This window comes from Pseudomonas sp. B111 (assembly GCF_026428275.1).
GTDB lineage: Bacteria > Pseudomonadota > Gammaproteobacteria > Pseudomonadales > Pseudomonadaceae > Pseudomonas > Pseudomonas aeruginosa.
Genome location: NZ_CP097857.1, coordinates 4,301,528 through 4,328,462 on the forward strand (window position 1 = coordinate 4,301,528; position 26,935 = coordinate 4,328,462).

Sequence of the window (26,935 nt, forward strand, 5' to 3'; positions counted from 1 at the left end):
CGTGACGTGCGGCCCCGGACATCGTGTCCGGGCCCCGCGAAAATGGATTGCATCGGGCTCAGGGCCCGGCCTCTGTGCCGCTGGGTAGGCCAACCGGACGAGGTCTTCAGGCATCCTGCTTTGGAACCGATGCGTCTAAGAAAGTTCCAGCACTACATCGCCCCGCTCTGATGACGCCTGCCGATGACAGGCCCGCAGCTCATCCGCCGGACCGGCAGCGGGGGTGCGCTATTGTGCCGCCAGGCCCTTCTATATACTAGGGCTCCACCACGGGGAAATGCGGGCATGAGCCAACATTATCAACACGATGTACTGGTCATCGGCAGCGGCGCCGCCGGCCTGAGTCTGGCCCTGACCCTTCCGGAACACCTGCGCATCGCCGTCCTCAGCAAGGGCGAACTGTCGCAGGGCTCGACTTACTGGGCCCAGGGCGGCGTGGCCGCCGTGCTGGACGATACCGACACCGTGGAATCCCACGTCGAGGACACCCTGGTCGCCGGTGGCGGCCTGTGCCGCGAGGACGCGGTGCGCTTCACCGTGGAGCATAGCCGCGAAGCGATCCAGTGGCTGATCGAACAGGGGGTGCCCTTCACCCGCGACGAGCAGCACAACCACGAGGAAGGCAGCTTCGAATACCACCTGACCCGCGAAGGCGGGCACAGCCACCGGCGCATCATCCATGCCGCCGACGCCACCGGCGCCGCGATCTTCAATACCCTGCTGGCCCAGGCCCGGCGGCGACCGAACATCGAGCTGCTGTCGCAGCGGGTGGCGGTCGACCTGATCACCGAGCGCAAGCTCGGCCTGCCGAGCAAGCGCTGCCTGGGCGCCTACGTGCTGAATCGGGAAAGCGGCGAAGTCGATACCTTCCGTGCCCGCTTCAGCGTGCTGGCCTCCGGCGGCGCGAGCAAGGTCTACCTTTATACCAGCAATCCCGACGGCAACTCCGGCGACGGCATCGCCATGGCCTGGCGCGCCGGCTGCCGGGTCGGCAACCTGGAGTTCAACCAGTTCCACCCGACCTGCCTGTACCACCCGCAGGCCAAGAGTTTCCTCATCACCGAGGCATTGCGCGGCGAAGGCGCCCTGCTCCGCCTGCCCAATGGCGAGCGTTTCATGCCGCGCTTCGATCCGCGTGGCGAACTGGCGCCCCGGGACATCGTGGCCCGCGCCATCGACCATGAAATGAAGCGCCTGGGGATCGACTGCGTCTACCTGGACATCAGCCACAAGCCGGCCGAGTTCATCAAGGCGCACTTCCCCACCGTCTACGAGCGCTGCCTGGACTTCGGCATCGACATTACCCAGCAACCGATCCCGGTAGTGCCGGCCGCGCACTATACCTGCGGCGGCGTGCTCGTCGACCAGCACGGGCATACCGACGTGCCGGGCCTCTACGCCATCGGCGAGACCACCTTCACCGGCCTGCACGGCGCCAATCGCATGGCCAGCAATTCGCTGCTGGAATGCTTCGTCTATGCCCGCTCTGCCGCCGCCGACATGCTCCAGCGCCTGCCCGGCACGCCCCTGCCGGAAAGCCTGCCGAGCTGGGACGCCAGCCAGGTCACCGACTCCGACGAGGACGTGATCATCGCGCACAACTGGGACGAACTGCGGCGTTTCATGTGGGACTACGTCGGTATCGTGCGCACCAACAAGCGCCTGCAGCGCGCCCAGCACCGGGTGCGCCTGCTGCTCAGCGAGATCGACGAGTTCTACAGCAACTACAAGGTCAGCCGCGACCTGATCGAGTTGCGCAACCTGGCACTGGTCGCCGAACTGATCATCCGCTCGGCCATGCAGCGCCGCGAAAGCCGGGGCCTGCACTACACGCTGGATTATCCGGACCTGCTGCCCGAAGCCCGCGACACTATCCTGGTGCCGCCCATCTACGGCGACTGAAGCGCAGGCGGACACGCAGGCGCCGATGGCTGTCGGCCCCCAACGCATCGGCCGGGATACAGCAGCCAAGGATGCGCCAGCGGCCCGGCAGGCGCACGCGCAGTACGATCAGCCAGGGCAGCGCCAGGCTGTCAGGGCGCAATTGCACCGCTTGCCAGCCGCTTCCGGCGCTCCACAGCTGCCAGCCCTGCTCGTCATGGCGCAAGCCACGGAAGGCCCGCGAGCCGCGCAGCAGTACCTGGCGGTACAGCCCCCAGGCACCGTAGGCCAGGCAGACCAGCGCCAGCGGCAGCTTCAGCCAGACCGGCAGCGCCGCCAGCAGGATCGACAGCAGCGCCAGGGCCCACAGTGCCAGGCTCGCCGCCAGCAGGATCGGAGAGACCCGCCAGCGGCATTCGAACGGCTCAATCCGGCTGGACACGGTCCAGGATCATCCGCACCATCCGCCGCAGGTCGGCGTCTTCCGGCTCGCCGCGCTGCATGAACCAACCGAACATGTCCTGGTCCTCGCACTCCAGCAGCTTGCGGAAGCGCGCCTGGTCCTCGGCGTCCAGGCCCGGGTAAACCTCCTGCACGAAAGGCACCAGCAGCACATCCAGTTCCAGCATGCCGCGACGGCTGTGCCAGTAGAGTCGTTTCAGTTCGGTTTCATCTGCCATGTTCGGGCTCCTCGAAAACGCCCGGCATTATAGGGCGGTTGCGCTCGAATGGCGCGGCCTGATGACGAGGCGTCGCTCCGCCGGCGTCCGCCCTTGGTCGTATTGCCCGGCAAACCAAGGGCATCCGCGCGGGACGCAGGCCCATGCCGACGGCGGCCTCGGAAGTGTCCGACAACCGTCAAGGCGGATGCGCCAGGCATTCTTGCCCGCTGACAAGCCTCGGACCGAGTTCTATGATGACGGTCCTGACTGACTGACCGCGCAGCATCGCAATGGCCGACCCCGCTTTCCACACTCCGCTAGTCCATGAAGGCATCCTCGCCGTCCGCGGCCCGGACGCCGCCAAATTCCTCCAGGGCCAGTTGACCTGCAACCTCGCCTATCTGAACGACGAGACCTCCAGCCTCGGCGGCCGCTGCAACATCAAGGGCCGCCTGCTATCGAGCTTCCGCATCTTGCCCGAGGGCGACGGCCTGCTGCTGGCGATGGCCGGCGAGCTGCTCGAGGCCCAGTTGGCGGAGCTGAAGAAATACGCCGTATTCTCCAAGGCCAGCCTTGCCGACGAGAGCGCAGCCTGGCTCCGCGTTGGCCTGCGTGACGCCGGCGAGGCGCTACGCGCCCTGGGGATCGAGGCACCGGCAGAGAGCGGCAGGATCGCCCGCCACGGCGACCTGCTCGCCGTCGCCCTGGGCGACGCCCGCGTCGAGCTGTGGATTCCGGCGCAGCGCGCCGAGACGGTGCTTGCCACGCTCCGCGAGCACAGCCGCGAGGCGCCGCTTGACGATTGGCTGCTCGGCCAGGTGCGCGCCGGCGTCGGCCAGGTGTTCGGCGCTACCCGCGAGCTGTTCATCCCACAGATGATCAACCTGCAGGCGGTCGGCGGGGTCAGCTTCAAGAAGGGCTGCTATACCGGCCAGGAAATCGTCGCCCGCATGCAGTATCTCGGCCGCCTCAAGCGCCGCCTGTATCGCCTGGCGCTGGGCGGAGACGAGGTGCCGGCCCCCGGCACCGGGCTGTTCTCGCCGGTCCATTCCACCAGCGTCGGCGAAGTGGTACTGGCCGCCCGTACGCCGGAGAACAGCGTGGAATTGCTCGCCGTGCTGCAAGACGACGCCGTCGCCGACGGCCGGATCAGCCTCGGAAGCGCCGAAGGAGCGCCGCTCGTCCTCCTCAATCTGCCTTACACGCTGGACAGCGACCGCGAAATCCAGCGCTGACCGTAAACTGTGCCTCGCCGTCCGCGGACGGCCCGCCAGTATTCCCATGGCCGGTGCACGTAGAGCGTGCTCCGGCCATTGCGTTTTCAAAGGAAATGCCATGAGCAAGCTTGCCGACAAAGTCCAACAGGACCTGATCCGCGCCATCGATCAGGATGAACTGGTGCTGCCGACCCTGCCCGAGGTGGCCCTGCAGGTCCGCGAGGCGGCGGAGGACCCGGATGTCAGCATCCAGGCCCTGAGCAAGGTGATCGGCAACGACGCGGCGCTGACCGCGCGCATCATCCGCGTGGTGAACAGTCCGCTGCTGCGCAGCCCGAAGGAAATCACCGACCTGCAGATGGCGATCAGCCGGCTGGGCATCAACTACACCTGCAACCTGGCCACCGGCCTGGCCATGGAGCAGATGTTCCAGGCCACCACCGACGTGGTCGACCGCAAGATGCGCGAAGTCTGGAACAAGAGCACCGAGATCGCCGGCATCTGCCACGTGCTGGCCCGTCACTACACCCGCCTGGCGCCGGACCAGGCGACCCTGGCCGGGCTGGTGCACCAGATCGGCGTGCTGCCGATCCTCACCTACGCCGAGGATCACAACGAGCTGCTGTCGGACTCCATCAGCCTGAGCCACGTGATCGAGCGCATCCATCCGCTGATCGGCGAGCGCATCCTCAAGGCCTGGGATTTCCCCGCGCCGATCGCCGAGGTCCCGCGCCAGCACCTGGACTTCACCCGCAACTCACCGCGCGCCGACTATACCGACCTGGTCCAGGTCGCCACCCTGCAGAGCTACCTTGGCAGCGAGCATCCCTATACCCGCCTGGACTGGAGCCAGATCCCGGCGTTCGCCAAGCTCGGCCTCGAACCGACCGTCGACATGAAGGAAGACGAGGACCTCTCCAGCGCCCTGGAAGCCGCCACCAGCATGCTGCAATAGGCCCGCCCTACTCCGCCGGGAAGCGCACCCGCACCAGCAAGCCGCCCAGTTCGCCCTGGTCGAGCTGGATCTGCGCCCGGTGCGCCCGGCAGACCTCGCCGACGATCGCCAGCCCCAGGCCGCTGCCGGGGCTGTCGCCGCGCCGGTAGAAGCGCTGGAAGACCCGCTCGCGGTCGGCGGCGGGAATTCCCGGACCATCGTCTTCCACTTCCAGCACTCCCCCCTCCAGCACCCTGAGGATCACGTTGCCGCCCTGCGGGGTGTGCGCCAGCGCGTTGTCCAGCAGGTTGCTGAGCAATTCGTTGAGCAGCGTCGGTTCACCCTGGATCCACACCGGCCCGGCGCTTTCCAGCGCCAGCGAGGCTCCCCGCGCATAGGCCAGCGGCGCCAGCGCCAGGCCCAGTTCCCGGGCCAGGGCGGTCAGGTCGATACGCTCGGCGCCGCCCTCGGCGATGGCCTGGGCGCCGCTTTCGATGCGCGCCAGGGAGAGCAACTGGTTGGCCAGATGGATCAGGCGGTCGGTGTTCTTCGCCGTGGTCTCCAGGGTCGAACGCCAGGCTTCCGGCTCCTGCTCGCGCAGGCCCAGTTCCAGGCGCGCCTTGAGCGCCGCCAGCGGGGTGCGCAACTCGTGGGCGGCATCGGCGATGAACTGCGACTGCCGCTCGAACAGGCTGCGCAGGCGCTGGGTGAAGTGGTTCAGCGACTCCACCAGCGGCCGCAATTCATGCTGGACCTCGAGCATCGGCAACGGCCGCAGGTCGTCCGGCTGGCGCTCTTCCACCTCGCGGCGCAGGCGATCCAGCGGACGCAGCGCGGCGCTCACCGCCAGCCACACCAGCACCAGCGCGCCGACGCCGAGGACGCCCAGGCGCAACAGGGTATCGGTCATCAGGCTGCGCGCCATGCGCTCGCGGGCGCCTTCGGTCTCGGCCACGCGGATCTCCGCCATGCCGCTCATGCTCGGTTCGCTGACCGGCTGCAGCAGGCTCACCACGCGTACGTCGACGCCCTGGTAGACGCCGTCGTAGAACTTCGCCAAGGCCGGGTAGTCGTCGGTGCGCAGGGTCTCGGCGGGTGCTGCCGGAAGATTCTCGTAGCCGGAGATCATCCGACCATGGATGTCGTTGACCTGGTAGAAGATCCGCCCGGCGCTGTCGTAGGCGAAGGTATCCAGCGCCACGTAGGGGACGTCGGCGCGCAGGGTGCCGTCCTTCTCGTAGAGCCCGTCGGCGATCGCCCGCGCCGAGGCCAGCAAGGTCCGGTCGTAGGCGGTGTCGGCCACCTCGCGGCCGTTCCAGTAGGCGCTCAGGCCGCTCGCCAGGAGCACCAGCAGCAGGAGCAGGGCCAGCCACAGCAGCAGCCGTCCGCGCAGACTGCCGGCATCAGTCACCCTGCGCCTCCAGCAGGTAGCCGAGGCCGCGGAAGGTGACGATGCGCACGGCGCCGCCTTCCAGCTTCTTGCGCAGGCGGTGGACGTAGATCTCGATGGCGTCGGCGCTGGCCTCCTCGTCCAGGCCGAAGACCTGGGCGGCCAGTTGCTCCTTGCTCATCACCCGCCCCGGACGGGCGATCATCGCTTCCAGCACCGCCTGTTCCCGCGAGGTCAGGGTCAGCGGCTGCTCGTCGAGGCTGAAGCGCCGGGTGCCGAGGTCGTAGACCAGGGCGCCGCAGCGCTGCAACTGTTCGCCGCCGAGCACGCTGCGGCGCAGCAGGGCCTTGACCCGCGCCTCCAGCTCGGACAGTTCGAAAGGCTTTGCCAGGTAGTCGTCGGCGCCGAGATTGAGGCCGTGCACCCGGTCCTTCACCTCGCCGCGCGCAGTCAGCATCAGCACCGGCAGGGTCTTGCCGCGCCCGCGCAGGCGCGCCAGCACCTCGAAGCCGTCCATCCGCGGCAGGCCGACGTCGAGGATCGCCAGGGCGTACTCCTCGCTGGCCAGGGCCAGGTCGGCGGCCACCCCGTCCTGCAGCAGGTCTACCGTCCAGCCAGCGCCCTTGAGCGCCTGGACCACGCTTTCGGCGAGCTGCGGATGATCTTCCACCAGAAGGATGCGCATGGACGGTTCTCCACCACCGGATGAGGGCACAAGAGGCGAAGTGTACCGGGGAAAACCCTCCGGTAAATGGCTTCTCTGCCACCGGGGATTGCTGAAAGCCTGGCGAAAGCTTGGCGTCTTAGGATCAGTCGATGGACGGCGCAGATCGTCCGCCAAAACGCCCTGCAGCGTGGTGCTCGGCGTACAAGAACAAGAATCGGAGACCACTGCATGTCGACTTCCCTGCCGCAGGCCGCAAGGTCTGTACGTTTGTCCCGCAGCACCACCCTGACCACCACCGCCGTCGTGCTCGCCGGCATCGCGCCCCTGGGCAACGCCGCCGGCTTCCTCGAAGACAGCAAGGCCAGCCTGGAAACCCGCAACTTCTACATGAACCGCGACTTCCGCGACGGCCCCGGCCAGTCCAAGCGCGAGGAGTGGGCGCAAGGCTTCATCCTCAACCTGCAGTCCGGCTACACCCAGGGCACCGTCGGCTTCGGCCTCGACGCCATGGGCATGCTCGGCGTCAAGCTCGACTCCGGCCGCGGCCGCAGCGGTACCGGACTGCTGCCGAAGGATTCCGACGGCCGCGCGCCGGACACCTACTCGAAACTGGGCCTGACCGCCAAGGTCAAGGTCTCGCAGAGCGAGCTGAAGGTCGGCACGCTGATTCCGAAGCTGCCATCGGTACAACCGAACAACGGGCGGATCTTCCCGCAGATATTCGAAGGCGCGCTGCTCACCTCGAAGGAGATCAAGGACCTCGGCTTCACCGCCGGGCGCCTGGAAAAGACCAAGATCCGCGACTCCAGCGACTCCGAGGACCTCGCGCTGAACGACAAGAACGGCCGCTTCGCCGGGGTCAGCGCCGATCACTTCGACCTCGGTGGACTGGACTACAAGCTCACCGACCAACTCACCGCCAGCTATCACTACAGCAACCTGCAGGACGTCTACCGCCAGCACTTCGTCGGCCTGCTGCACAGCTGGCCGATCGGTCCCGGCGAACTGACCAGCGACCTGCGCTTCGCCCGCAGCACCGACAGCGGCTCGGCCAAGGCCGGCGGCATCGACAACAAGTCGCTCAACGGCATGTTCACCTACAGCCTTGGCAACCATGCCTTCGGCGCGGCCTGGCAGCGAATGAACGGCGACGACGCCTTCCCCTACCTGGAAGGCAGCAACCCTTACCTGGTCAATTTCGTCCAGGTCAACGACTTCGCCGGCCCCAAGGAGCGTTCCTGGCAACTGCGCTACGGCTACGACTTCGTCGGCCTCGGCATTCCCGGCCTGACCTTCATGACCCGCTACGTCAAGGGCGACAATGTCGAACTCGCCGGGCAGAGCGGCGAAGGCCGCGAATGGGAACGCAACACCGAACTGCAGTACGTGTTCCAGAGCGGCGCGCTGAAGAACCTCGGAATCCGCTGGCGCAACGCGACCTTCCGTTCCAATTTCACCCGCGACATCGATGAGAACCGCCTGATCGTCAGCTATACCCTGCCGATCTGGTAAGCCAGAACAAGAACTCCACAGGAGCACCGATGATGATGAAACTGTCTTTTCGTCCCCTCGCCTTGGTTGCCGCCGGCCTGCTACTGGCCGGCGCCGCCGTGGCCGAACCCAAGCGTCCCGAATGCATCGCCCCGGCGTCCCCCGGCGGCGGTTTCGACCTCACCTGCAAGCTGGCGCAGAGCGCCCTGGTCGAGGCCAAGCTGCTGAGCAAGCCGATGCGCGTCACCTACATGCCCGGCGGCGTCGGCGCGGTCGCCTATAACGCGGTGGTCGCCCAACGCCCGGGCGACGCCGGCACCATCACCGCCTTCTCCAGCGGCTCGCTGCTGAACCTGGCCCAGGGCAAGTTCGGCCGCTTCGACGAGAACGCGGTGAAATGGCTGGCCGCCATCGGCACCAGCTACGGCGCCATCGCGGTGCGCACCGACTCGCCCTACAAGAACCTCGACGACCTGGTGAAGGCGCTCAAGGCCGACCCGAGCAAGGTGGTGATCGGCTCCGGCGGCACCGTCGGCAGCCAGGACTGGATGCAGACCGCGCTGATCGCCAAGGCCGCCGGGATCAATCCGCGCGACCTGCGCTACGTGGCCCTGGAAGGCGGCGGCGAGATCGCCACCGCGCTGCTCGGCGGGCACATCCAGGTCGGCAGCACCGACATTTCCGACTCCATGCCGCACATCCTCAGCGGCGACATGCGCCTGCTCGCGGTGTTCTCCGAAGAACGCCTGCCGGAGGCGGCGATGGCCAACATCCCCACCGCCAAGGAACAGGGCTACGACATCGTCTGGCCGGTGGTTCGCGGGTTCTACCTCGGGCCGAAGGTCAGCGACGAAGACTACGCCTGGTGGAAGAGCGCCTTCGACCAACTGCTGGCCTCCGAGGACTTCGCCAAGCTGCGCGACCAGCGCGAGCTGTTCCCCTTCGCCATGACCGGCGAGGAACTCGACGGCTACGTGAAGCAGCAGGTCCAGCAGTACAAGCAACTGGCCAAGGACTTCGGCCTGATCCAGTAAGCCAGCCCGCGCGCGGCCGGGCCCCGGCCGCGCCACGAGGATAGTCCCATGACCCGTTCCAACCTGTACCAGCGCCTGTTCGCCGGGCTCTGGCTGCTCGCCTGCGTCGGCCTGGCGGTCGCCGGCTGGCGTTACCAGGCGCCGTTTTCCTACGAACCGGTCGGCCCGCGCGCCTACCCGCTGCTCTGCCTGGCGCTGATGGGCGCCGGCCTGGCCTGGTTGATCGTGCGGCCGACGCCGATCCGCCACGCCGAGGACGAACAGCCGCTGAGCGGCGCCGTGCTGCTCAAGGTGCTCGCCTGCATCGCCCTGCTGCTGGTGTTCGCCGGTCTGTTCGAAGCGCTCGGTTTCATCCTCAGCGCCGCCCTGGTCGGCTCCTGCATGGCCATTCTCTACGGCGCCCGGCCACTGCCCGCGGTGATCACCGCCAGCCTGCTCGGGATCGGCCTCTACTGGCTGTTCGACCGCGCCCTGGACGTCCCGCTGCCGCTGGGCGTTCTCGACTTCCTGCCGCTGTGAGGACTTCGCGATGGAAACCTTGAACTACCTCGGCCAGGGCTTCGGCGTCGCGATGACCCCGACCAACCTGATCACCGCGCTGATCGGCACCCTGATCGGCACTATCGTCGGCCTGCTGCCGGGCCTCGGCCCGATCAACGGCGTGGCGCTGCTGATCCCGGTGGCCTTCGCCCTGGGCCTGCCGCCGGAAACCGCGCTGATCCTGCTCGCCGCCGTGTACCTGGGCTGCGAGTACGGCGGGCGGATCAGCTCGATCCTGCTCAACATCCCCGGCGAAGCCTCGACCGTGATGACCACCCTCGACGGCTACCCGATGGCACGCAAGGGCCTGGCCGGCGTGGCCCTGTCGCTGTCGGCCTGGAGTTCCTTCATCGGCGCCTTCATCGCCACCTGCGGGATGGTCCTGTTCGCCCCGCTGCTGGCCAAGTGGGCGATCGCCTTCGGTCCGGCGGAATACTTCGTACTGATGGTCTTCGCCATCGTCTGCCTCGGCGGTATGGCCGGCGACAAGCCACTGAAGACGCTGCTGGCGGCGTTGCTCGGGCTGTTCCTGTCCTGCGTCGGGATCGACGCCAACAGCGGCGTGTACCGCTTCACCGGGGACAGCATCCACCTCGCCGACGGCATCCAGTTCGTGGTCCTGGTACTGGGTCTGTTCTCGGTCAGCGAGATTCTCCTGTTGCTGGAAAAGACCCACCACGGCCAGGAAGCGGTCAAGGCCACCGGGCGGATGATGTTCAACTTCAAGGAAGCCGCCAGCGTATTCCTGGTCAACCTGCGCTGCGGCGTGCTCGGCTTCGTCATGGGCGTGCTGCCCGGCGCCGGCGCGACCCTGGCCAGCGCCGTGGCCTACATGACCGAGAAGAAGCTGGCCGGCGCCAAGGGCGAGTTCGGCAAGGGCGACATGCGCGGCCTCGCCGCCCCGGAAACCGCCATTGGCGGCGCGGCCTGCGGCGCCATGGTGCCGATGCTGACCCTCGGCGTGCCCGGTTCGGGCACCACCGCGGTGATGATCGGCGCCCTGACCCTGTACAACATCACTCCCGGCCCGCTGCTGTTCCAGCAGCAACCGGACATCGTCTGGGGCCTGATCGCCTCGCTGTTCATCGCCAACGTCATGCTGATCATCCTCAACGTGCCGATGGTCCGTGTGTTCACCCGCATCCTCGCGGTGCCGAACTGGGCCCTGGTGCCGGCCATCGCGATCATCACCGGGATCGGCGTGTACGGCGTGCACGCGACCACCTTCGACCTGTTCCTGATGGTCGGCATCGGCGTGCTCGGCTACATCCTGCGCAAGCTCGACTTCCCGCTCTCGCCGCTGCTGCTGGGCTTCATCCTCGGCGGGCTGATGGAACAGAACCTGCGCCGCGCGCTGTCGATCTCCAACGGCGAACTGGGCATCCTCTGGTCGAGCCCGATCAGCCTGGTGACCTGGGCCCTGGTGGTGGTGATGCTGCTGTTGCCGCTGGTCCGCGCCTGGCGCCGCCGCGCGGCCCGTCGCACGACAGGGCTGGCCGATGCCTGAGCGCGTCACCTGGAGGCTGTACTGGGCGACGCCGTTGGTCGGCGCCCTCGGCGGCTGGCTGGCAAGCCTGGTCGGCTGGCCGCTGCCGTGGATGATCGGCTCGCTGCTGGCGGTGATGCTGGTGCGCTGCCTGGCCGACCTGCCGCTGGCCGAAGTGCCGGGGGCACGCAAGTGCGGGCAATGGATCGTCGGCATCGGCATCGGCCTGCACTTCACCCCGGCAGTGATCGAGCAAGTGCTGGCGCACAGCGCGATCATCGTTTTCGGCGCCGTGGCCACCACGCTTTCCAGCGTACTGGCGATCGCCTTCATGCGCCGCAGCGGCGAGGACCGCGCCACCGCGTTCTTCGCCAGCATGCCCGGCGGCGCCAGCGAGATGGTCAACCTCGGGCAGCGCCACGGCGCGGTGCTCAGCCGCGTCGCCGCAGCGCAGAGCCTGCGCCTGTTGCTGGTGGTGCTGCTGGTGCCGGCGGCGTTCCAGTACCTGCTCGGCGGCGGCCAGCCGGGCCCGCACCAGGCCGCGCCGGTGGACTGGCGCTGGCTGGCCCTGCTGTTCCCGGCCGGGGCGCTGGTCGCGCTGGGCTGGCAGAAGTTGCGCCAACCCAATCCCTGGCTACTCGGCCCGCTGCTGCTGGCGGCCAGCGTCAGCCTCGGCTTCGACCTGCATATCGGCCTGCCGGCCGGTTCCAGCGGCGTTGGCCAATGGCTGATCGGCAGCGCCCTGGGTTGCCATTTCAACCGCAGTTTCTTTCGCAGCGCTCCGGCCTTCGTCAGTCGCACCCTGGTCTGCACGCTGTGGATGATGTTCGCCGCGGCGCTCGCCGCCGAGTTGCTCGGCTGGCTGACCACCCTCGACCACCAGTCGCTGATGCTCGGCATGATGCCCGGCGGCATCGCCGAGCTGAGCCTGACCGCCGAAGCCTTGCAGCTCTCGGTGCCGCTGGTCACCGCCCTGCAGGTGCTGCGGCTATTGCTGGTGCTGTTCCTCGCCGAGCCGTGCTTCCGCTACTGGAGGAAGCGCGCCGGCTGATCGAGCCACGCCGCCACACTGGATGTGTGGCGTTTTCCAGCCCGCCTCGTGCGGGCTTTTTTATTCCGCGCGCGGCCAGAGGGCACACAGCGGCGCCCGCCATGTGATAGAGCTGGGCGACAGTGGTCAGAGGTCCGGCAGCGACCAGTCGATAGGCGTCTTGCCGTTCTGCTCGAGGAACTTGTTGGTGCGGCTGAAGTGACCGTTGCCGAGGAAACCGCGGTAGGCCGACAACGGCGACGGGTGCGCCGACTTGAGGATCAGGTGGCGCTGCGGGTCGATCAGCTTCTGCTTGCTCTGCGCGTGGCTGCCCCAGAGCAGGAACACCAGGCGCTCGCAACGCTCGTTGACCACCTCGATGACGCGGTCGGTGAACGGCTGCCAGCCGGCATTGGCGTGGGAGCCGGCCTTGGCCTGCTCGACGGTCAGCGAGGTGTTGAGCAACAGCACGCCCTGCTCCGCCCAACGCTGCAGGTAGCCGTTGTTGGGAATCGGGATGTTCAGGTCGCGGTTGAGTTCCTTGTAGATGTTCTGCAAGGACGGCGGCGTCGGCACGCCGGGCTGCACCGAGAAGCACAGGCCGTGGGCCTGGCCCGGCCCGTGGTAGGGATCCTGGCCGATGATCACCACCTTGACGTTCTCCAGCGGCGTGGTGTTCAGCGCGTTGAAGATCAACGGCCCGGGCGGGAAGATCGCCTTGCCGGCGGCTTTCTCCTGGCGCAGGAACTCGCCCAGTTGCTTCATGTAGGGCTTGTCGAATTCCTCGCGCAGCGCTTCCTTCCAGCTCGCCTCGAGCTTGATGCGGTCGTCGTTATCGGTCATGGAACCCCCTGTCTCGGTACTGAAAAAGTCGTCCGGCCTTTTTCAGAAGGTCGCCGACAGCCTGTGGCCGCGGAACCGTAGAAAAGCGCGCCGCGCTTGTCAATCTCGGGACAGGCGGGCCTCTTCCAGCGGATACTTCACGCGCACCCGGTTGCGGTACAGGCACTCGCTGGCCTGCAGGGTGCCGGCCTGGCCCTTTTCCCGGATGTCGCGCCAGATCTCGTTGAGCCTCAGCACTGCCTCGCCGTCGCGGACAAAACGCTGGGCCCTCTCGTAGACGTGGTAGCGCACAGGGCGCGGCGCGCTGCACAGCAGTTCGCCTTCCAGTTGGTGGGCGGCGATATGGAAGCGCAACTGGAAGGTATCCGCCGTCGGATTGTGCAGCACCAGGTCGATGAAGTTGTAGAAGATCGCCGCGCCCGAGCCGAACGGCAGGATCCGTCCCTCGTCGGGAAACGGGTCGAAGCTGTGGTTGGCCCGCTCCACCACGCGCAGCGGCGAATGCAGGGCCATCCAGTGGATCAGGTTGCTCAGTTGGCAGATGCCGCCGCCGATTCCGCTGCGCGCCTCGCCGAAGGACAGCTCCATGCCTTCGACGAAGCCACGCCGGGCGCAGGGCCGACCGACCAGCCGGCAGAACGAGAAGTACTCGCCGGGGCCAATGCGCACGCCGTTCATGCAGTCCACCGCCAGGCGCAGGTTGACCACCTTGTTGCGTTGCAGGGCGAGGTCGCTGTCGCCGAGGCGGCGGATCAACTTCGAGGTGTGCTTGATGTAGCGGTACGGCAGGCGCTCGTCGACCGATGGCAGCCGCACGTAGCGACGGCCGCCAAGACGCCAGCGGCAGTGCCGCCAGAGACGTCGTTGCCAGACCCGCAGCCAGTAGAGCCAGGGGTGGTAGAGCGATAGGCGTTTGCGCATCGACGATCCTTGTCGGTCTCGGCCCACGGGCCGGAGGCAGCATTATGCCCGGAGCACTAGCCCTGGTGCAGCGCCCGGTAGTGACTGGGCGCCATGCCCACCACCTTGCGGAACAGCCGCGAGAAGTAATAGGGATCGGCGTAGCCGAGCTGCTCGGCGATCTGCCGCACCTCCAGCGCGCCCTCGTCGAGCAGGCGGCAGGCGTGGGCCATCTTCATCTGGATGAAGTCCTGGATCGGCGCCTGGCCGGTCAGGGCGCGGTAGGTCTTGGCGAAATGGAAGCGCGACAGCTTGAACTGCGCCGCCAGCTCGTCGAGGTTGAGGCTGTCGTGCAGGTGCGCGCGCATCAGCGCCTGCACTGCGTCGATGTCCAGCACCCGCCCGGATTTCAGGCTGGCCCGCGCCGGACGCACCGCCAGCGAGGTGAGCAGGCCCTGCAACAGGTGCGCGGCATGGATGAAGTGCGGCAGGCTGAGGCCCTGGCGACGCAGCGCCAGCAGCGCGTCGAACTCCGCCAGCAGGCGCGGCTGCATGCCCAGGCGCAGGCGCGGAGCGCTGCCCAGCGGGCGCAGGAAGTCCTCCGCCAGGAGGCCTTCGAAATGTACCCAGTAGATGCTCCAGGGCCGCTGCGGGTCGGCGCCGTAGGCGTGTTCCAGGCCCTTGGGCAGGACCAGCAGGTCGCCGCCGCCGACCTCGACGCGCTCGTCGGCGCACTCCAGCCAGCCGCGTCCGGCACGGCAGTAGATCAACAGATGGTCGTCCGGCGCGCGCCGCTGCATGTGGTGGCCATGCGCCTCCGGGTAGTAACCGAGGGCCAGTGGGTAGCAGGCCTGGCCGAGCGGATGGCGGGCCAGGGCGCGACGCAGGCGGGGCGGCGTGATGAAACGCACCCCCTGGTTGGGCAGGGGCCAGGCGGAGGTCTGTACGGAACGCTTCACGGCGACGCGACTCGGCAGTCTGAATCCCAAGATCGTCCATCCCTTGCGCAAGATCGTCAATCCACAGGCGGCTTGCGGCCGGCTATAACGACTCAAAACAACATCCCGGTCCACCGGGAAGCGGAGGCGACGATGGCCAAGGCAATCCCCCAGCTGATCGACGGAGAATGGCGCGGCAGCCGTTCCCGCGAACTGATCGAAGTCACCGATCCGGCGACCCAGGACGTCCTCGCGCTGGCGCCGAAGGCCACCGCCGACGAGATCGAGCAGGCCATCGCCAGCGCCCAGCGCGCCTTCGAGACCTGGCGCGAAGTCCCGGCTCCCGAGCGAGCGCGGTTGATGCTGCGCTACCAGCACCTGCTCAAGGAACACCACGACGAACTCGGCGAACTGCTGGCCCGGGAGACCGGCAAGAACCTCGCCGATGCCAAGGGCGACGTGTGGCGCGGCATCGAGGTGGTCGAACACGCCGCCAACGTGGCCAGCCTGATGATGGGCGAGACGGTGGAAAACGTCGCCCGCGAGATCGACACCGCCAGTTGGATCCAGCCCCTCGGCGTGTGCGCCGGGATCACCCCGTTCAATTTCCCGGCGATGATCCCGCTGTGGATGTTCCCGCTGGCCATCGCCTGCGGCAACACCTTCGTCCTCAAGCCCTCCGAACAGGATCCGCTGACACCCAATCGCCTCGCCGAGCTGTTCCTCGAGGCCGGCGCGCCGAAGGGCGTGCTGCAGGTGATCCATGGCGGCCGCGAGCAGGTCGATGCCCTCCTCACCCACCCGGACATCCGGGCGATTTCCTTCGTCGGCTCGGTCGCCGTCGGCCAGCACGTGTACCGCACCGGCACCGCGCATCTGAAGCGGGTGCAGGCCTTCGCCGGGGCGAAGAACCACATGGTGATCCTCCCCGACGCGAACAAGGCCCAGGTCCTCGGCAACCTGGTCGGCGCCAGCTGCGGCGCCGCCGGCCAGCGCTGCATGGCGATCAGCGCGGCGGTGTTCGTCGGCGCGGCGCGCGAGTGGATTCCCGAGCTGGCCGAGCGGATGGCCGCCCTGCGCCCCGGCCACTGGCAGGACCCGGACGCCGCCTATGGTCCGCTGATCAGCCCGCAGGCGCGCCAGCGCGTGCTGCGCCTGATCGCCGAAGGCAAGGCAGAAGGCGCCGAGTGCCTGCTCGACGGCTCGCAGTGCCAGGTCGAAGGCTATCCCAACGGCAACTGGCTCGGTCCCACCCTGTTCCACGCAGTGACGCCGAAGATGGGCCTGTACCGCGAGGAGATCTTCGGCCCGGTGCTGGCTTGCCTGGAGGTCGATACCCTGGAAGAGGCGATTGCCCTGGTCAACGCCAATCCCTATGGCAACGGCACCAGCCTGTTCACCCGCTCCGGCGGCGCCGCTCGGCGCTACCAGCACGCGGTGCAGGTCGGCCAGGTGGGTATCAACGTGCCGATCCCGGTACCGCTGCCGTTCTTCTCCTTCACCGGCTGGAAGGGTTCCTTCTACGGCGACCTGCACGCCTACGGCAAGCAGGCGGTGCGCTTCTATACCGAGACCAAGACCGTCACCAGCCGCTGGTTCGACGATGAACCGACGACCGACGAATCGTCGGCCGGCCCGAACATGACCATCCATCTCAAGTGACCCGAGGGCCTATGGATTTCGACCTCACCGAAGAACAACGCCTGCTGGTGGAGAGCGCCCGCGCCTTCGCCCACCACGAACTGGCGCCGAAGGCGGCCGACTGGGACCGCGACCATCACTTCCCGGTGGAAGTCATCCGCGCCGCCGCCGAACAGGGCTACCTCGGCCTGTACATCGCCGAGGAAGACGGCGGCCTGGGCCTGTCGCGGCTGTCCACCTCGCTGATCTTCGAGCAACTGGCCGCCGGCTGCGTGGCCACTACCGCCTACATCAGCATCCACAACATGGCCGCCTGGATGCTCGCCTCGTTCGGCGACGCGGCGCTGAAGGAGGCCTGGCTGCCCGGCCTGATCGGCGGCGAGTCGCTCGCTTCCTATTACCTCACCGAGCCCGATGCCGGCTCCGACGCCGCGCGCCTGCGCACCCGCGCCCGCCGCGAGGGCGACGAATACGTGCTGGACGGCAGCAAGTGCTTCATTTCCGGCGCCGGCAGCACCCAGGTGCTGATCGTCATGGCGCGCACCGGCGAGGACGGCGCCAGGGGCATCTCCTGCTTCCTGGTGCCGGCCGACGCGCCCGGCATCCGCTACGGCCGCAACGAGGACAAGATGGGCTGGCGCGCGCAGCCGACCCGCACCATCACCTTCGAAGGCGTGCGCATCCCCGCCGGCAACCGCATCGGCCCGGAGGGCCAGGGCTTCGTCTATGCCATGAAAGGCCTCGACGGCGGCCGCCTGAACATCGCCAGTTGTTCCCTGGGCGCCGCCCAGGCGGCGCTGGAGCAGTCGATGCGCTACGTCGAGGAGCGCGAGCAGTTCGGCAAGCCGCTGGCGACCTTCCAGGCCTTGCAGTTCAAGCTCGCCGACATGCTCACCGAACTCACCGCCAGCCGCCAGATGGTCCGCCTCGGCGCCCATCGGCTGGACCGCGGCGACGCCGAGGCGACCCTGTACTGCGCAATGGCCAAGCGCTTCGCCACCGACCGCTGCTTCGATGTCTGCAACGAGGCCTTGCAACTGCACGGCGGCTACGGCTATCTCAACGATTATCCGCTGGAGCGCTGGGTACGCGACACCCGCGTGCACCAGATCCTCGAAGGCACCAACGAAATCATGCGGGTGATCGTCGCCCGCCGCCTGCTGGAGCAGGGCGGCATGCTCGATCGCCTGCTGTGAACGCCGCGAACCATCGCATCCGATAGTGCCGGGACGCCCCGGCCCATGATCCAGTGAGGGACTTCATGAACACTGCCGTCGAACCCTACAAGGCTTCCTCCTTCGACCTGACCCACAAGCTCACCGTGGAAAAGCACGGGCACACCGCGCTGATCACCATCAACCACCCGCCGGCCAACACCTGGGACCGCGACTCGCTGATCGGCCTGCGCCAACTGATCGAGCACCTCAACCGCGACGACGATATCTACGCCCTGGTAGTGACCGGCCAGGGGCCGAAGTTCTTCTCCGCCGGCGCCGACCTGAACATGTTCGCCGACGGCGACAAGGCCCGCGCTCGCGAGATGGCCCGCCGCTTCGGCGAAGCCTTCGAGGCGCTGCGCGATTTCCGCGGGGTGTCGATCGCGGCGATCAACGGCTACGCCATGGGCGGCGGCCTGGAGTGCGCCCTCGCCTGCGACATCCGCATCGCCGAGCGCCAGGCGCAGATGGCCCTGCCGGAGGCCGCGGTGGGCCTGCTGCCCTGCGCCGGCGGGACCCAGGCGCTGCCCTGGCTGGTGGGCGAAGGCTGGGCCAAGCGGATGATCCTCTGCAACGAGCGGGTGGATGCGGAAACCGCCCTGCGCATCGGCCTGGTCGAACAGGTGGTGGACAGCGGCGAGGCGCGCGGCGCCGCCCTGCTGCTGGCGGCCAAGGTGGCACGCCAGAGCCCGGTGGCGATCCGCACCATCAAGCCGCTGATCCAGGGTGCCCGCGAACGCGCGCCGAACACCTGGCTGCCGGAGGAGCGCGAGCGCTTCGTCGATCTGTTCGACGCCCAGGACACCCGCGAAGGGGTCAACGCCTTCCTCGAGAAGCGCGATCCCAAGTGGCGCAACTGCTGAGCCTTCCCATCGAACCCGGCGGGCTGCGCCACAGCCCGCCCGAGCCGAGAGCCCCGACATGAACGTGCTTTTCGAAGAACGCCCGAGCCTGCATGGCTTCCGCATCGGCATTGCCACCCTGGATGCGGAAAAGAGCCTGAACGCCCTGTCCCTGCCGATGATCGAGGCCCTGGCGGCGAAACTCGACGCCTGGGCCGAGGACGCCGGCATCGCCTGCGTGCTGTTGCGCGGCAACGGCGCCAAGGCCTTTTGCGCCGGCGGCGACGTGCGCAAGCTGGTGGACGCCTGCCGTGAGCAACCCGGCGAGGTACCGGCCCTGGCGCGACGCTTCTTCGCCGATGAATACCGCCTCGACTACCGCATCCACACCTACCCGAAACCCTTCATCTGCTGGGCCCACGGCTATGTAATGGGCGGCGGCATGGGGCTGATGCAGGGTGCCGGGATTCGCATCGTCACCCCGTCCAGCCGCCTGGCGATGCCGGAGATCGGCATCGGCCTGTACCCGGACGTCGGCGCCAGCTGGTTCCTCGCCCGCCTGCCCGGCAGGCTCGGCCTGTTCCTCGGCCTGAGCGCGGCGCAGATGAACGCCCGCGACGCTCTCGACCTCGACCTGGCCGACCGCTTCCTTCTCGACGACCAGCAGGACGCCCTGCTTGCCGGCCTGGTGCAGATGAACTGGAACGAGTCGCCCCAGGTGCAACTTCACAGCCTGCTTCGCGCCCTCGAACACGAGGCCCGCGGCGAACTGCCGGAGGCCCAGTTGCTCCCGCGCCGGCCGCGCCTGGACGCACTGCTCGACCAGCCGGACCTGGCGAGCGCCTGGCAGGCGCTGGTGGCGCTGCGCGACGACGCCGACCCGCTGCTTGCGCGTGGCGCGAAGACCCTGGCCGAGGGCTGCCCGATGACCGCGCATCTGGTCTGGCAGCAGATCGAGCGTGCGCGCTACCTGTCGCTGGCCGAGGTGTTCCGCCTGGAATACGCCATGAGCCTGAACTGCACGCGCCATCCGGACTTCGCCGAGGGGGTACGCGCAAGGCTGATCGATCGCGACAACGCACCGAACTGGCATTGGCCGCAGGTGGAATCGATCCCGCAGGCGGTGATCGAGGCGCACTTCGAGCCGACCTGGGAGGGCGAGCATCCGCTGGCGGGGCTCTGATCCGCCGCGCCGCCCTCTGCCGAAGGAGGGCGCGGGCCCGCCACGTCCATAGCGTCTAAGCTGTTTCACAGCATCCCCAAGAGGCCTCGCGGCCACCATAGGAGGAGCTCCATGAAACAGATCGCCTTCATCGGCCTCGGCCACATGGGCGCGCCGATGGCCACCAACCTGCTCAAGGCCGGCTACCTGCTGAACGTCTTCGACCTGGTGCAGAGCGCCGTCGACGGCCTGGTCGCCGCCGGCGCCAGCGCCGCCCGCAGCGCCCGCGACGCGGTGCAGGGCGCCGACGTGGTCATCAGCATGCTGCCGGCCAGCCAGCACGTCGAAGGCCTGTACCTCGACGACGATGGCTTGCTCGCGCACATCGCCCCCGGCACCCTGGTGCTGGAATGCTCGACCATCGCCCCGACCTCGGCGCGCAAGGTCCACGCCGCCGCCCGCGAGCGCGGCCTGGCGATGCTCGACGCGCCGGTGTCCGGCGGCACTGCCGGCGCGGCAGCCGGCACCCTGACCTTCATGGTCGGCGGCGACGCCGAAGCCCTGGAGAAGGCCCGGCCGCTGTTCGAGGCCATGGGTCGCAACATCTTCCATGCCGGCCCCGACGGCGCCGGCCAGGTCGCCAAGGTGTGCAACAACCAACTCCTCGCGGTGCTGATGATCGGTACCGCAGAAGCCATGGCCCTGGGCGTGGCCAACGGCCTCGAGGCGAAGGTGCTGGCCGAGATCATGCGCCGCAGCTCCGGCGGCAACTGGGCGCTGGAAGTCTACAACCCCTGGCCGGGGGTGATGGAGAACGCTCCGGCGTCGCGCGACTACAGCGGCGGCTTCATGGCCCAGTTGATGGCCAAGGACCTCGGCCTGGCCCAGGAAGCCGCCCAGGCCAGCGCCAGCAGCACGCCGATGGGCAGCCTGGCGCTGAGCCTGTACCGCCTGTTGCTGAAGCAGGGCTATGCGGAGCGGGACTTTTCCGTGGTGCAGAAATTGTTCGATCCGACACAAGGCCAATAGACAGGCAGGCGGGTCCGCGCCCAGGCTGGTCGATTCGACGATGCGAGGAGCCCGCCTTGAACGCCCTGCTGCTGCGTTACCGTTTCCGCCTGCTGTTCTTTTCCACCGTGCTGTTCACGGCGATCCTCGGCCTGCCGTCGAGCACCAAGCCACGGGTGCTCGGCAGCCTCCTGCTGCTGGTGCTGGCCGGGATGAACACCTTGCGCAGACGCAGCCCGCTGGTCTACCTGACGGCCTTCTTCGGCCTGTTCAGCCTGGCCCTGTACACCACTGCGGACTTCAGCAGTCCCTACTCCAGCCTGCCGCCCGGCCTGCTGCGCGGGCTGAGCCTGATCCTGCTGTACCTGACCCTGTTCGCCGCGCTGTTCCGCCGCGTCACCCAGGAGCGCCCGGTGACCCACGAGCTGCTCTACGGACTCTGCGCGCTCTACCTGCAGATGGCGCTGGCCTTCGCTCTCGCCTACTACATGGTCGAACAGATGCAGCCTGCCAGCTTCATCGCCAGCCATGGCGCACTCGGCCTGGATACCTTCGTCTACTACAGCCTGGTGACCCTGACCACCGTGGGCTACGGCGACATCCAGGCGATCAACCCGCTGGCGCGCCTGCTGGCCGGCAGCGAAGGAGTGATCGGGGTCCTGTTCATCGCCCTCGCCGTGGCCCGCAGCCTGACCCTGATGAGCGACAGCGAGGAGGTCTGATTATTAAGCTGGGCTAACGAGTGCATCCCCCTCGCAGCGGTTTATCCCGGCGAGCGCAGGGCGGATGATGCTGATCGACGCCGCTCTGCGGCATTTCTCGAACGGAAGGTGTAGCATGAAAATCGCCCTGATCGGCGCCACCGGCCACGTCGGCCACTATTTCCTCAACGAAGCCCTGCAACGCGGCCACGCGGTAACCGCCCTGGTCCGCGACCCGAGCAAGCTGGCGGCGCGCGACGGCCTCGGCGTAGTGCAGGCGGACGTCAGCGACCCGGCCCAGGTGGCCAGCGCCGTGGCAGGCCACGAGGTGGTCATCAGCGCTTTCAACGGCGGCTGGGGCAGCGCCGACCTCCGCGCCCGCCACGCCGCCGGCAGCCAGGCCATTCTCGACGGCGTGAAACGCTCCGGCGTGCCGCGCCTGCTGGTTCTCGGCGGCGCCGGGAGCCTGGAGATCGCCCCCGGCCAGCGCCTGGTGGACAGCCCGGAATTCCCCGAGCAGTGGAAGCAGGGCGCCCTCGGCGCCGCCGACGCCCTCGACCAACTGCGCGGCGAGCAACGACTGGACTGGGTGTTCCTCAGCCCTGCGATGCTCCTCGAACCCGGCCAGCGCAGCGGCAAGTTCCGCCTCGGCGGCGACCAGGTCCTGTTCGACGCCAAGGGCGAGAGCCGGATTTCCCTGGAAGACCTGGCGGTAGCCATGCTCGACGAGGCCGAGCAGCCCCGTCATCATCGCCAGCGCTTCACCGTGGCCTACTGAAAAGACCAGGCGCCCCTCTCGGGCGCCTTCGTCGTCAGCCTTCGGACTTCGCCGCCGGCGTGACGATATCGAACCAGAAGTCGAAGTCGCCGAGCATGCCGAACAGTTGCCCCAGCAACAGCGGATTGCCGGAACTCTTCAGTTTGCCCTCGAAGACCAGGCGTACCGCCGATACCTCCTTGAGCAGCAGCCGGTTGAGATCGGCGCGGTCGATGCTCACGGTCTGCCCGGCGTCCTCGCTCTGCACGCCGCGCAGGTTGTTCAGGTGCGAGTTCTTCAGTTCCAGCAGGTAGTTCTCGCCTATGTCCGGCAGGCGCAGGTTGATGCTCAGCGCCTTGCCCTCCGCAGCGCCGGCGTCCAGGCGCACGCCGAGATAGTCGAACAGCAGGCCGGTGTCCATCGCCGCCAGGGCATCGGCGCTGCCGGCCTTCATCGTCGGCTGGTCGCGCGGTACGCCGTGGCGCAGTTCGTAGGCGGCGCTGAGGTAGCTGTTGCGCCAGCCGGCGTTCTCCGCCTGGTAGCCGAGCTGCTCCAGGGCGTCGGCCTGCAGCTCGCGCGCGGCCCGGTTATCCGGCTCGGCGAAGACCAGCCTGTTGACCACCTCGACCACCCAGCGGTACTCGCCCCTGGCGTACGACGCCCGCGCTTGCTCCAGCAGGCGCTCGGCGCCGCCCATGTATTCCACGTAGCGGCCCGCCGAGTCCTCCGGGCTGAGCGGGTCGAGGGTCGCCGGGTTGCCGTCGTAGTAGCCCAGGTAGCGGTTCAGCACGGCCCGTGCGTTATGGCTGACCGAGCCGTGGTAGCCGCGGTCGTACCATTCCTGGTCGAGGCTGGGCGGCAGGCGCAGGCGGTTGTGCACCTGGCCGATGGTCACGCCCTGGTTGGCCAGGTGCAGGGTCTGGTCGTGCAGGTAGCCGTACAGGTCGCGCTGCTTCTCCAGCACCTCGACGATCTCCGCGTTGCCCCAGCGCGGCCAGTTGTGCACCGCGAACATCACCTCGGCCTGCCTGCCGAAACGATGCAGCGCCTGGTTGATGTACTTGCTCCAGCCCAGCGCATCACGTACCTCGGCGCCGCGCAGGGTGTACAGGTTGTGCAGGGTACCGACCACGTTCTCGGCCATCAGCAGGGCCTTCTGCCGCGGCAGCCAGATGTTCATCTCCGCCGGCGACTCGGTGCCCGGCGTGTTCTGGAAGGTGAACGGCACGCCGTCCAGCACCAGGTCCTCGCCCTCGCCTTCGATCAGGCGGGTCGGCGCCAGCAGGCTCAGCGGTCCGCGCGCCAATCCCTTGCCGATGGCCATGTCGACCTGCCCCTGCGGCCCCTTGGGCAGTTGCGTGCCGTACTGGTAGGTGGCGCGGCGCATCATGGCGTTGCCGGCCAGGACGTTCTCCTTGATCGCCGCCTCCATGAAGCCGGCCGGAGCGATGATCTGCACCGCGCCGCTGGCGACCTGCTGCGGCTCGACCAGACCGCGCACGCCTCCAAAGTGATCGGCGTGGGCGTGGCTGTAGATCACCGTACGGATCGGCCTCTCGCCCAGCTCGCGGCTGACCAGCTCGTAGGCCGCCCTGGCGGTGGCCGGGGTGGTCAGGGTGTCGACCACGATCCAGCCGCTGTCGCCGCGGATGAAGGTGATGTTGGCCAGGTCGAAGCCGCGCACCTGGTAGATACCCTCGGCAACCTCGAACAGGCCGTACTTGAGATTGAGCAGGGCCTGGCGTTGCAGGCTGGGATTGATGCTGTCCCGGGGCTTGCCGTCGAGGAGGAAGTCGTAGCCGCCGAGCTGCCAGGCGACGCTGCCGTCGGGGTTGCGGATGAGCACCCGCTCCGGGCGCCGGATCAGGCCGCGTTCGGCGCGCTCGAAGTCGGCACGGTCGGCGAACGGCAATTCCGCTTCGACCCGCCGCTGGGCCTCGACGGTGAAGGCGCTGGGCGGCTTGGACGCGGAGGGTTCGGCGGCGCCGGCGAGTAGCGGGGCGAGCGCCAGGAGTGCGAGCAGACGGCTCATCGGATGCTCCGTTTTATTGTTGTGAGGTTCGGCTGGCACTATGCCGAGCGGCACGTCAATAATTCCAATGCATTCCAGGTCCACATTCGATGCGGAGTCCGCATGAGCGATCTACGCCAGTTCCGCCACTTCGTCGCCCTCGCCGAGCACGGCCACTATGCCCGCGCCGCCGAAGCGGTGAATCTCAGCCAGCCGGCGCTGTCACGCAGCATCCAGGCGCTGGAGGGACAGTTGGGTTGCACCCTGGTGGAGCGCGGCAGCCGCGGCGTGGCCCTCACGGCCCACGGCCGGCTGGTGCTGGAACACGCTCGGCGCCTGCTGGCCGGGCATCGCGCACTGCACAACGCGGTAAGCCAACTGGGCAATCTCGACAGCGGCGAGCTACGCCTGGGCGGCGGTCCCTTCCCCGCCGCACGGCTGTTGCCCGAGGCACTGGCCGGTTTCTCCAGCGCCCACCCACGCGTGCGCGTCGTACTGCTCATCGAAGACTGGCAGACCCTACGCCAGCGCCTGCTGGATGACGCCGTCGAACTCTTCGTCGCCGATATCCGCGAGCTGCAAGGCGATCCGCAGTTGCGCATCCACCCGCTACGCGAGCATCCCGGCGTACTCTTCTGCCGCCCCGGCCATCCGCTGCTGGGTCTGGAGCGGCCGAGCGCCGGGCAATTGGCCGATTACCCGCTGGCCGGCCCGCGTCTGCCCGCGGAAGTCCGCGGCGACCTGGCGCGCCTGCTGCAACGCGACGAACCGCTCGGCATACAGTGCGACGATGTGCTGATGCTCAAGGGCCTGGTCGGCTCCAGCGAGCTGATCAGCCTGGCGCCCTGGGACGTGGTTGCCGCCGACGTCGAGGCCGGCCGCCTGGCGCTGCTGCCCTGGCCCGCCGGCGCCGAGCCCGCCCGCGCCAAGGGCTCCGCCTACGGTCTGGTCAGCCGTGCCGGCCGCAGCCTGTCGCCGGCCGCGGCAGTGTTCGTCGAGCGGGTGCTGGAACAGGACCGGCGCTTCGCCGCCACCTGAGGCTCAGCGCCAGCGAGCGTCGTCGCGGCGCTCCTGCCAGGTACGGTTCCAGTCGCGCCCGCGGTTGTCACGGTCACGGTCGTGATAGCGCTCGTAGCGGTAGTCGGGACGATACCGGTGGTCGTCGCGGTCGTAGACCACGCAGGCCGACAACGGCAGGACGAGGATCAGCAAGGAAAGCAAACGACGCATGGCGCCTCCTGTGCGGCTCCGGCCTCTCCTGCGGATGCCGGAGGAATGCCTGTTCCGGAGCCTGCACATCGGACTGCGCGGCGCGCGGGCGGTGCCCGCGGCGAGGGTAAAGCCTGGGTAAATCAGCCGAGGCTACGCAGGTGCAGGACGCCGAACAGCAGCACCTGGAGGCGCTCCAGCCAAGGTGCCGGGCGCGCCTTGAGACGCCCGTTGAGCAGCAGGATCTCGGCGGCATGGACCAGCACCAGCACGCCGGACAACAGCAGGATCGGTCGATGCAACTCGCCCAGCGGGTAGGCCAGGTTGACCAGCGCGACGAGCCAGAACATCGCCAGGGCGCCCTTGGCGAACGACAGGAAATGACTCATGGGGGAACCTCCTCGTTTCGATGTCGGCAGAGTGTGCCGAGCAAATGCGCCGAGGGGGTCCGCACTTTCGACTGGAAAGCACGACGGCGCCCGCAGGCGCCGTCTTTGCTTGCGCACCTCAGTTGCGCCAGCGAGGCGCCCCGCCCTGCTGGCCCCGGTGCCGCGGACGATCCTGCCCACCGTGTTGCTGCCAGCGTTGCGGAGAATGCCCGCGCCATTGCGGCTGGCCACCGCGCTGCCAGTTGCCCGGATGCCGCTCGCCGCGATGGGCCGGGCGCGATTCGTGGTGGCGCTGCGGGTAGCGATATTGCTCGCGCCGGTAGTCGCGGTGGCCATCGTAGCGGCGTGGCGCCGAGTAGTAGCGTTGGTCGTAGTAGCGCGTCGAGTAGTAGCGCCGTTCGCTACGCCAGCCATCGTCGTAGACGCGATAGCGTGGCACTTCGTAGGCGTAGGGCTGGCCGCGATAGCGGCGCCAGTCGCCGTCATCGTAGTCGTAGTCATACACCGCGCAGCCACCTAGGCTGGCGAGAAGCAGAAGAAGCGGGACTCTCAGGAATGTGCGCCACATGGCAGCCTCCTGCGGCCCCGCCGCCAGCCGGACGACCGGCGACGCTACGAGGCGCGCATACGACGTGAAGACTCGGGAAAAGGGAGCGGGCTCAGCACCAGCCTTTCTTGGCCTGGCCTGGAGGACAATGGGGCGGGCCGCCGCGATGGTAGCCGTAGTAACCCTGGTCGAAGTCCAGTTCGCCGCAGTCGCCCGGCCCCCCGCTGCAACCGCTCCCCAGGAAGGCCGCCGGCAGCAGCCCGATCAATCGCATGACCATCAGCATTCTCCTTCATCGCAGAACGCAGCCGAACCACGCCTGGACAAGATCCCGATGGAGCGGGAAGCCGGTTGCGGCGGTTGCAACCCGGCTGCACTAGAGACCGAAGGGAAAAACGGAAATTCCCTGAATCCGACCAACGACAGGCCCCTCCAGGG

The 26,935-nt window shown here is 68.1% G+C and carries 28 protein-coding genes; 16 read left to right on the forward strand and 12 right to left on the reverse strand.

Going from position 1 to position 26,935, the window contains the following annotated elements; all coding sequences use genetic code 11:
• Positions 1-285: 285 nt before the first annotated feature.
• Positions 286-1,902 carry an L-aspartate oxidase gene (gene nadB / locus M6E97_RS20000; protein WP_003110247.1) on the forward strand — a complete coding sequence of 539 codons (1,617 nt, stop codon included), beginning with the start codon at positions 286-288 and terminating at the stop codon, positions 1,900-1,902.
• Here the strand turns inward: nadB and M6E97_RS20005 are convergent.
• Positions 1,871-2,323, reverse strand: a complete 453-nt coding sequence (locus M6E97_RS20005; RefSeq protein ID WP_033939072.1) for a protein YgfX — start codon at positions 2,321-2,323, stop codon at positions 1,871-1,873. The genes nadB and M6E97_RS20005 overlap by 32 nt on opposite strands.
• Complete coding sequence (locus tag M6E97_RS20010; RefSeq protein ID WP_003085532.1) at positions 2,307-2,561, reverse strand: succinate dehydrogenase assembly factor 2; 255 nt, start codon at positions 2,559-2,561, stop codon at positions 2,307-2,309. The genes M6E97_RS20005 and M6E97_RS20010 overlap by 17 nt, the downstream gene beginning before the upstream one ends.
• A 272-nt stretch (positions 2,562-2,833) precedes the next feature.
• On the opposite strand from M6E97_RS20010, the gene M6E97_RS20015 reads away from it, so the two are divergent.
• On the forward strand, positions 2,834-3,778 hold the full coding sequence (locus tag M6E97_RS20015; RefSeq protein ID WP_023099917.1) for a YgfZ/GcvT domain-containing protein: 945 nt from the start codon (positions 2,834-2,836) through the stop codon (positions 3,776-3,778).
• A 100-nt stretch (positions 3,779-3,878) separates the two neighbouring features.
• Positions 3,879-4,715 carry an HDOD domain-containing protein gene (locus tag M6E97_RS20020; protein WP_003085528.1) on the forward strand — a complete coding sequence of 279 codons (837 nt, stop codon included), beginning with the start codon at positions 3,879-3,881 and terminating at the stop codon, positions 4,713-4,715.
• Between the two features lie 7 nt (positions 4,716-4,722).
• Here M6E97_RS20020 and M6E97_RS20025 read toward each other — a convergent pair whose 3' ends face one another.
• Positions 4,723-6,105, reverse strand: coding sequence for a sensor histidine kinase (locus tag M6E97_RS20025; RefSeq protein ID WP_003085526.1), 1,383 nt, complete (start codon positions 6,103-6,105; stop codon positions 4,723-4,725).
• Positions 6,098-6,769 carry a response regulator gene (locus M6E97_RS20030; RefSeq protein ID WP_003085524.1) on the reverse strand — a complete coding sequence of 224 codons (672 nt, stop codon included), beginning with the start codon at positions 6,767-6,769 and terminating at the stop codon, positions 6,098-6,100. Before M6E97_RS20030 ends, M6E97_RS20025 begins: the two co-directional genes overlap by 8 nt.
• Positions 6,770-6,979: 210 nt before the next feature.
• Here M6E97_RS20030 and M6E97_RS20035 point away from each other — a divergent pair, with 210 nt between their 5' ends.
• Genes M6E97_RS20035 through M6E97_RS20055 form a run of 5 tightly spaced genes read left to right on the forward strand, consistent with a single transcriptional unit; the run spans position 6,980 to position 12,353 of the window.
• The gene (locus M6E97_RS20035; RefSeq protein ID WP_033939070.1) at positions 6,980-8,263 is read left to right on the forward strand and encodes an OprD family porin; all 1,284 of its coding nucleotides are present in this window, start codon (positions 6,980-6,982) and stop codon (positions 8,261-8,263) included.
• A 29-nt stretch (positions 8,264-8,292) separates the two neighbouring features.
• Positions 8,293-9,276 (forward strand): tripartite tricarboxylate transporter substrate binding protein, encoded by a 984-nt coding sequence (locus tag M6E97_RS20040; protein ID WP_079381510.1) that lies wholly within the window; start codon positions 8,293-8,295, stop codon positions 9,274-9,276.
• Between the two features lie 48 nt (positions 9,277-9,324).
• On the forward strand, positions 9,325-9,795 hold the full coding sequence (locus M6E97_RS20045) for a tripartite tricarboxylate transporter TctB family protein (RefSeq protein ID WP_003085516.1): 471 nt from the start codon (positions 9,325-9,327) through the stop codon (positions 9,793-9,795).
• Between the two features lie 10 nt (positions 9,796-9,805).
• Positions 9,806-11,323: a tripartite tricarboxylate transporter permease gene (locus M6E97_RS20050; RefSeq protein ID WP_003110251.1), complete on the forward strand. Its 1,518-nt coding sequence runs from the start codon at positions 9,806-9,808 to the stop codon at positions 11,321-11,323.
• Positions 11,316-12,353, forward strand: coding sequence for an AbrB family transcriptional regulator (locus M6E97_RS20055; protein ID WP_003134364.1), 1,038 nt, complete (start codon positions 11,316-11,318; stop codon positions 12,351-12,353). Before M6E97_RS20050 ends, M6E97_RS20055 begins: the two co-directional genes overlap by 8 nt.
• A 126-nt stretch (positions 12,354-12,479) precedes the next feature.
• Here the strand turns inward: M6E97_RS20055 and ung are convergent, their stop codons facing one another.
• The 3 genes from ung to M6E97_RS20070 form a co-directional block, all read right to left on the reverse strand.
• Positions 12,480-13,175, reverse strand: a complete 696-nt coding sequence (gene ung / locus M6E97_RS20060) for a uracil-DNA glycosylase (RefSeq protein ID WP_003085510.1) — start codon at positions 13,173-13,175, stop codon at positions 12,480-12,482.
• 99 nt (positions 13,176-13,274) lie between these two features.
• A complete protein-coding gene (locus M6E97_RS20065; RefSeq protein WP_033939068.1) occupies positions 13,275-14,096 on the reverse strand; it encodes a VanW family protein in 822 nt (273 codons plus the stop codon).
• Positions 14,097-14,152: 56 nt separating this feature from the next.
• Positions 14,153-15,034 (reverse strand): AraC family transcriptional regulator, encoded by an 882-nt coding sequence (locus M6E97_RS20070; RefSeq protein ID WP_010793852.1) that lies wholly within the window; start codon positions 15,032-15,034, stop codon positions 14,153-14,155.
• 132 nt (positions 15,035-15,166) lie between these two features.
• Between M6E97_RS20070 and M6E97_RS20075 the strand changes: the two genes are divergently transcribed.
• From M6E97_RS20075 to M6E97_RS20105, 7 genes are all read left to right on the forward strand, one after another.
• Entirely contained in the window at positions 15,167-16,675 is a 1,509-nt protein-coding gene (locus M6E97_RS20075) for a CoA-acylating methylmalonate-semialdehyde dehydrogenase (protein WP_033939066.1), read from the forward strand.
• Positions 16,676-16,686: 11 nt separating this feature from the next.
• Positions 16,687-17,850 (forward strand): isobutyryl-CoA dehydrogenase, encoded by a 1,164-nt coding sequence (locus M6E97_RS20080; RefSeq protein ID WP_049311081.1) that lies wholly within the window; start codon positions 16,687-16,689, stop codon positions 17,848-17,850.
• A 65-nt stretch (positions 17,851-17,915) separates the two neighbouring features.
• Positions 17,916-18,734 carry an enoyl-CoA hydratase gene (locus M6E97_RS20085; RefSeq protein WP_003085498.1) on the forward strand — a complete coding sequence of 273 codons (819 nt, stop codon included), beginning with the start codon at positions 17,916-17,918 and terminating at the stop codon, positions 18,732-18,734.
• A gap of 58 nt (positions 18,735-18,792) precedes the next feature.
• Complete coding sequence (locus M6E97_RS20090; RefSeq protein WP_003114169.1) at positions 18,793-19,896, forward strand: enoyl-CoA hydratase/isomerase family protein; 1,104 nt, start codon at positions 18,793-18,795, stop codon at positions 19,894-19,896.
• Between the two features lie 111 nt (positions 19,897-20,007).
• The gene (mmsB, locus tag M6E97_RS20095; RefSeq protein WP_003116513.1) at positions 20,008-20,904 is read left to right on the forward strand and encodes a 3-hydroxyisobutyrate dehydrogenase; all 897 of its coding nucleotides are present in this window, start codon (positions 20,008-20,010) and stop codon (positions 20,902-20,904) included.
• Positions 20,905-20,960: 56 nt separating this feature from the next.
• Entirely contained in the window at positions 20,961-21,605 is a 645-nt protein-coding gene (locus M6E97_RS20100) for a potassium channel family protein (protein ID WP_003085490.1), read from the forward strand.
• Between the two features lie 115 nt (positions 21,606-21,720).
• Positions 21,721-22,362: an NAD(P)-dependent oxidoreductase gene (locus M6E97_RS20105; protein WP_003098346.1), complete on the forward strand. Its 642-nt coding sequence runs from the start codon at positions 21,721-21,723 to the stop codon at positions 22,360-22,362.
• Between the two features lie 34 nt (positions 22,363-22,396).
• On the opposite strand, the gene M6E97_RS20110 is transcribed toward M6E97_RS20105, so the two are convergent.
• A complete protein-coding gene (locus M6E97_RS20110; RefSeq protein WP_003085484.1) occupies positions 22,397-24,373 on the reverse strand; it encodes an alkyl/aryl-sulfatase in 1,977 nt (658 codons plus the stop codon).
• Positions 24,374-24,475: 102 nt separating this feature from the next.
• Between M6E97_RS20110 and M6E97_RS20115 the strand changes: the two genes are divergently transcribed.
• Positions 24,476-25,390: a LysR family transcriptional regulator gene (locus tag M6E97_RS20115; protein ID WP_023092195.1), complete on the forward strand. Its 915-nt coding sequence runs from the start codon at positions 24,476-24,478 to the stop codon at positions 25,388-25,390.
• Positions 25,391-25,393: 3 nt separating this feature from the next.
• On the opposite strand, the gene M6E97_RS20120 is transcribed toward M6E97_RS20115, so the two are convergent.
• The 4 genes from M6E97_RS20120 to M6E97_RS20135 all read right to left on the reverse strand — a co-directional run bounded on the left by M6E97_RS20120 (position 25,394) and on the right by M6E97_RS20135 (position 26,783).
• Positions 25,394-25,582, reverse strand: coding sequence for a hypothetical protein (locus M6E97_RS20120; RefSeq protein WP_009315243.1), 189 nt, complete (start codon positions 25,580-25,582; stop codon positions 25,394-25,396).
• A gap of 122 nt (positions 25,583-25,704) precedes the next feature.
• A complete protein-coding gene (locus M6E97_RS20125) occupies positions 25,705-25,950 on the reverse strand; it encodes a DUF1145 domain-containing protein (protein WP_003085479.1) in 246 nt (81 codons plus the stop codon).
• 118 nt (positions 25,951-26,068) lie between these two features.
• Entirely contained in the window at positions 26,069-26,518 is a 450-nt protein-coding gene (locus tag M6E97_RS20130; RefSeq protein WP_033939061.1) for a hypothetical protein, read from the reverse strand.
• 91 nt (positions 26,519-26,609) lie between these two features.
• Complete coding sequence (locus M6E97_RS20135) at positions 26,610-26,783, reverse strand: hypothetical protein (RefSeq protein WP_073668223.1); 174 nt, start codon at positions 26,781-26,783, stop codon at positions 26,610-26,612.
• Positions 26,784-26,935 lie beyond the last annotated feature (152 nt).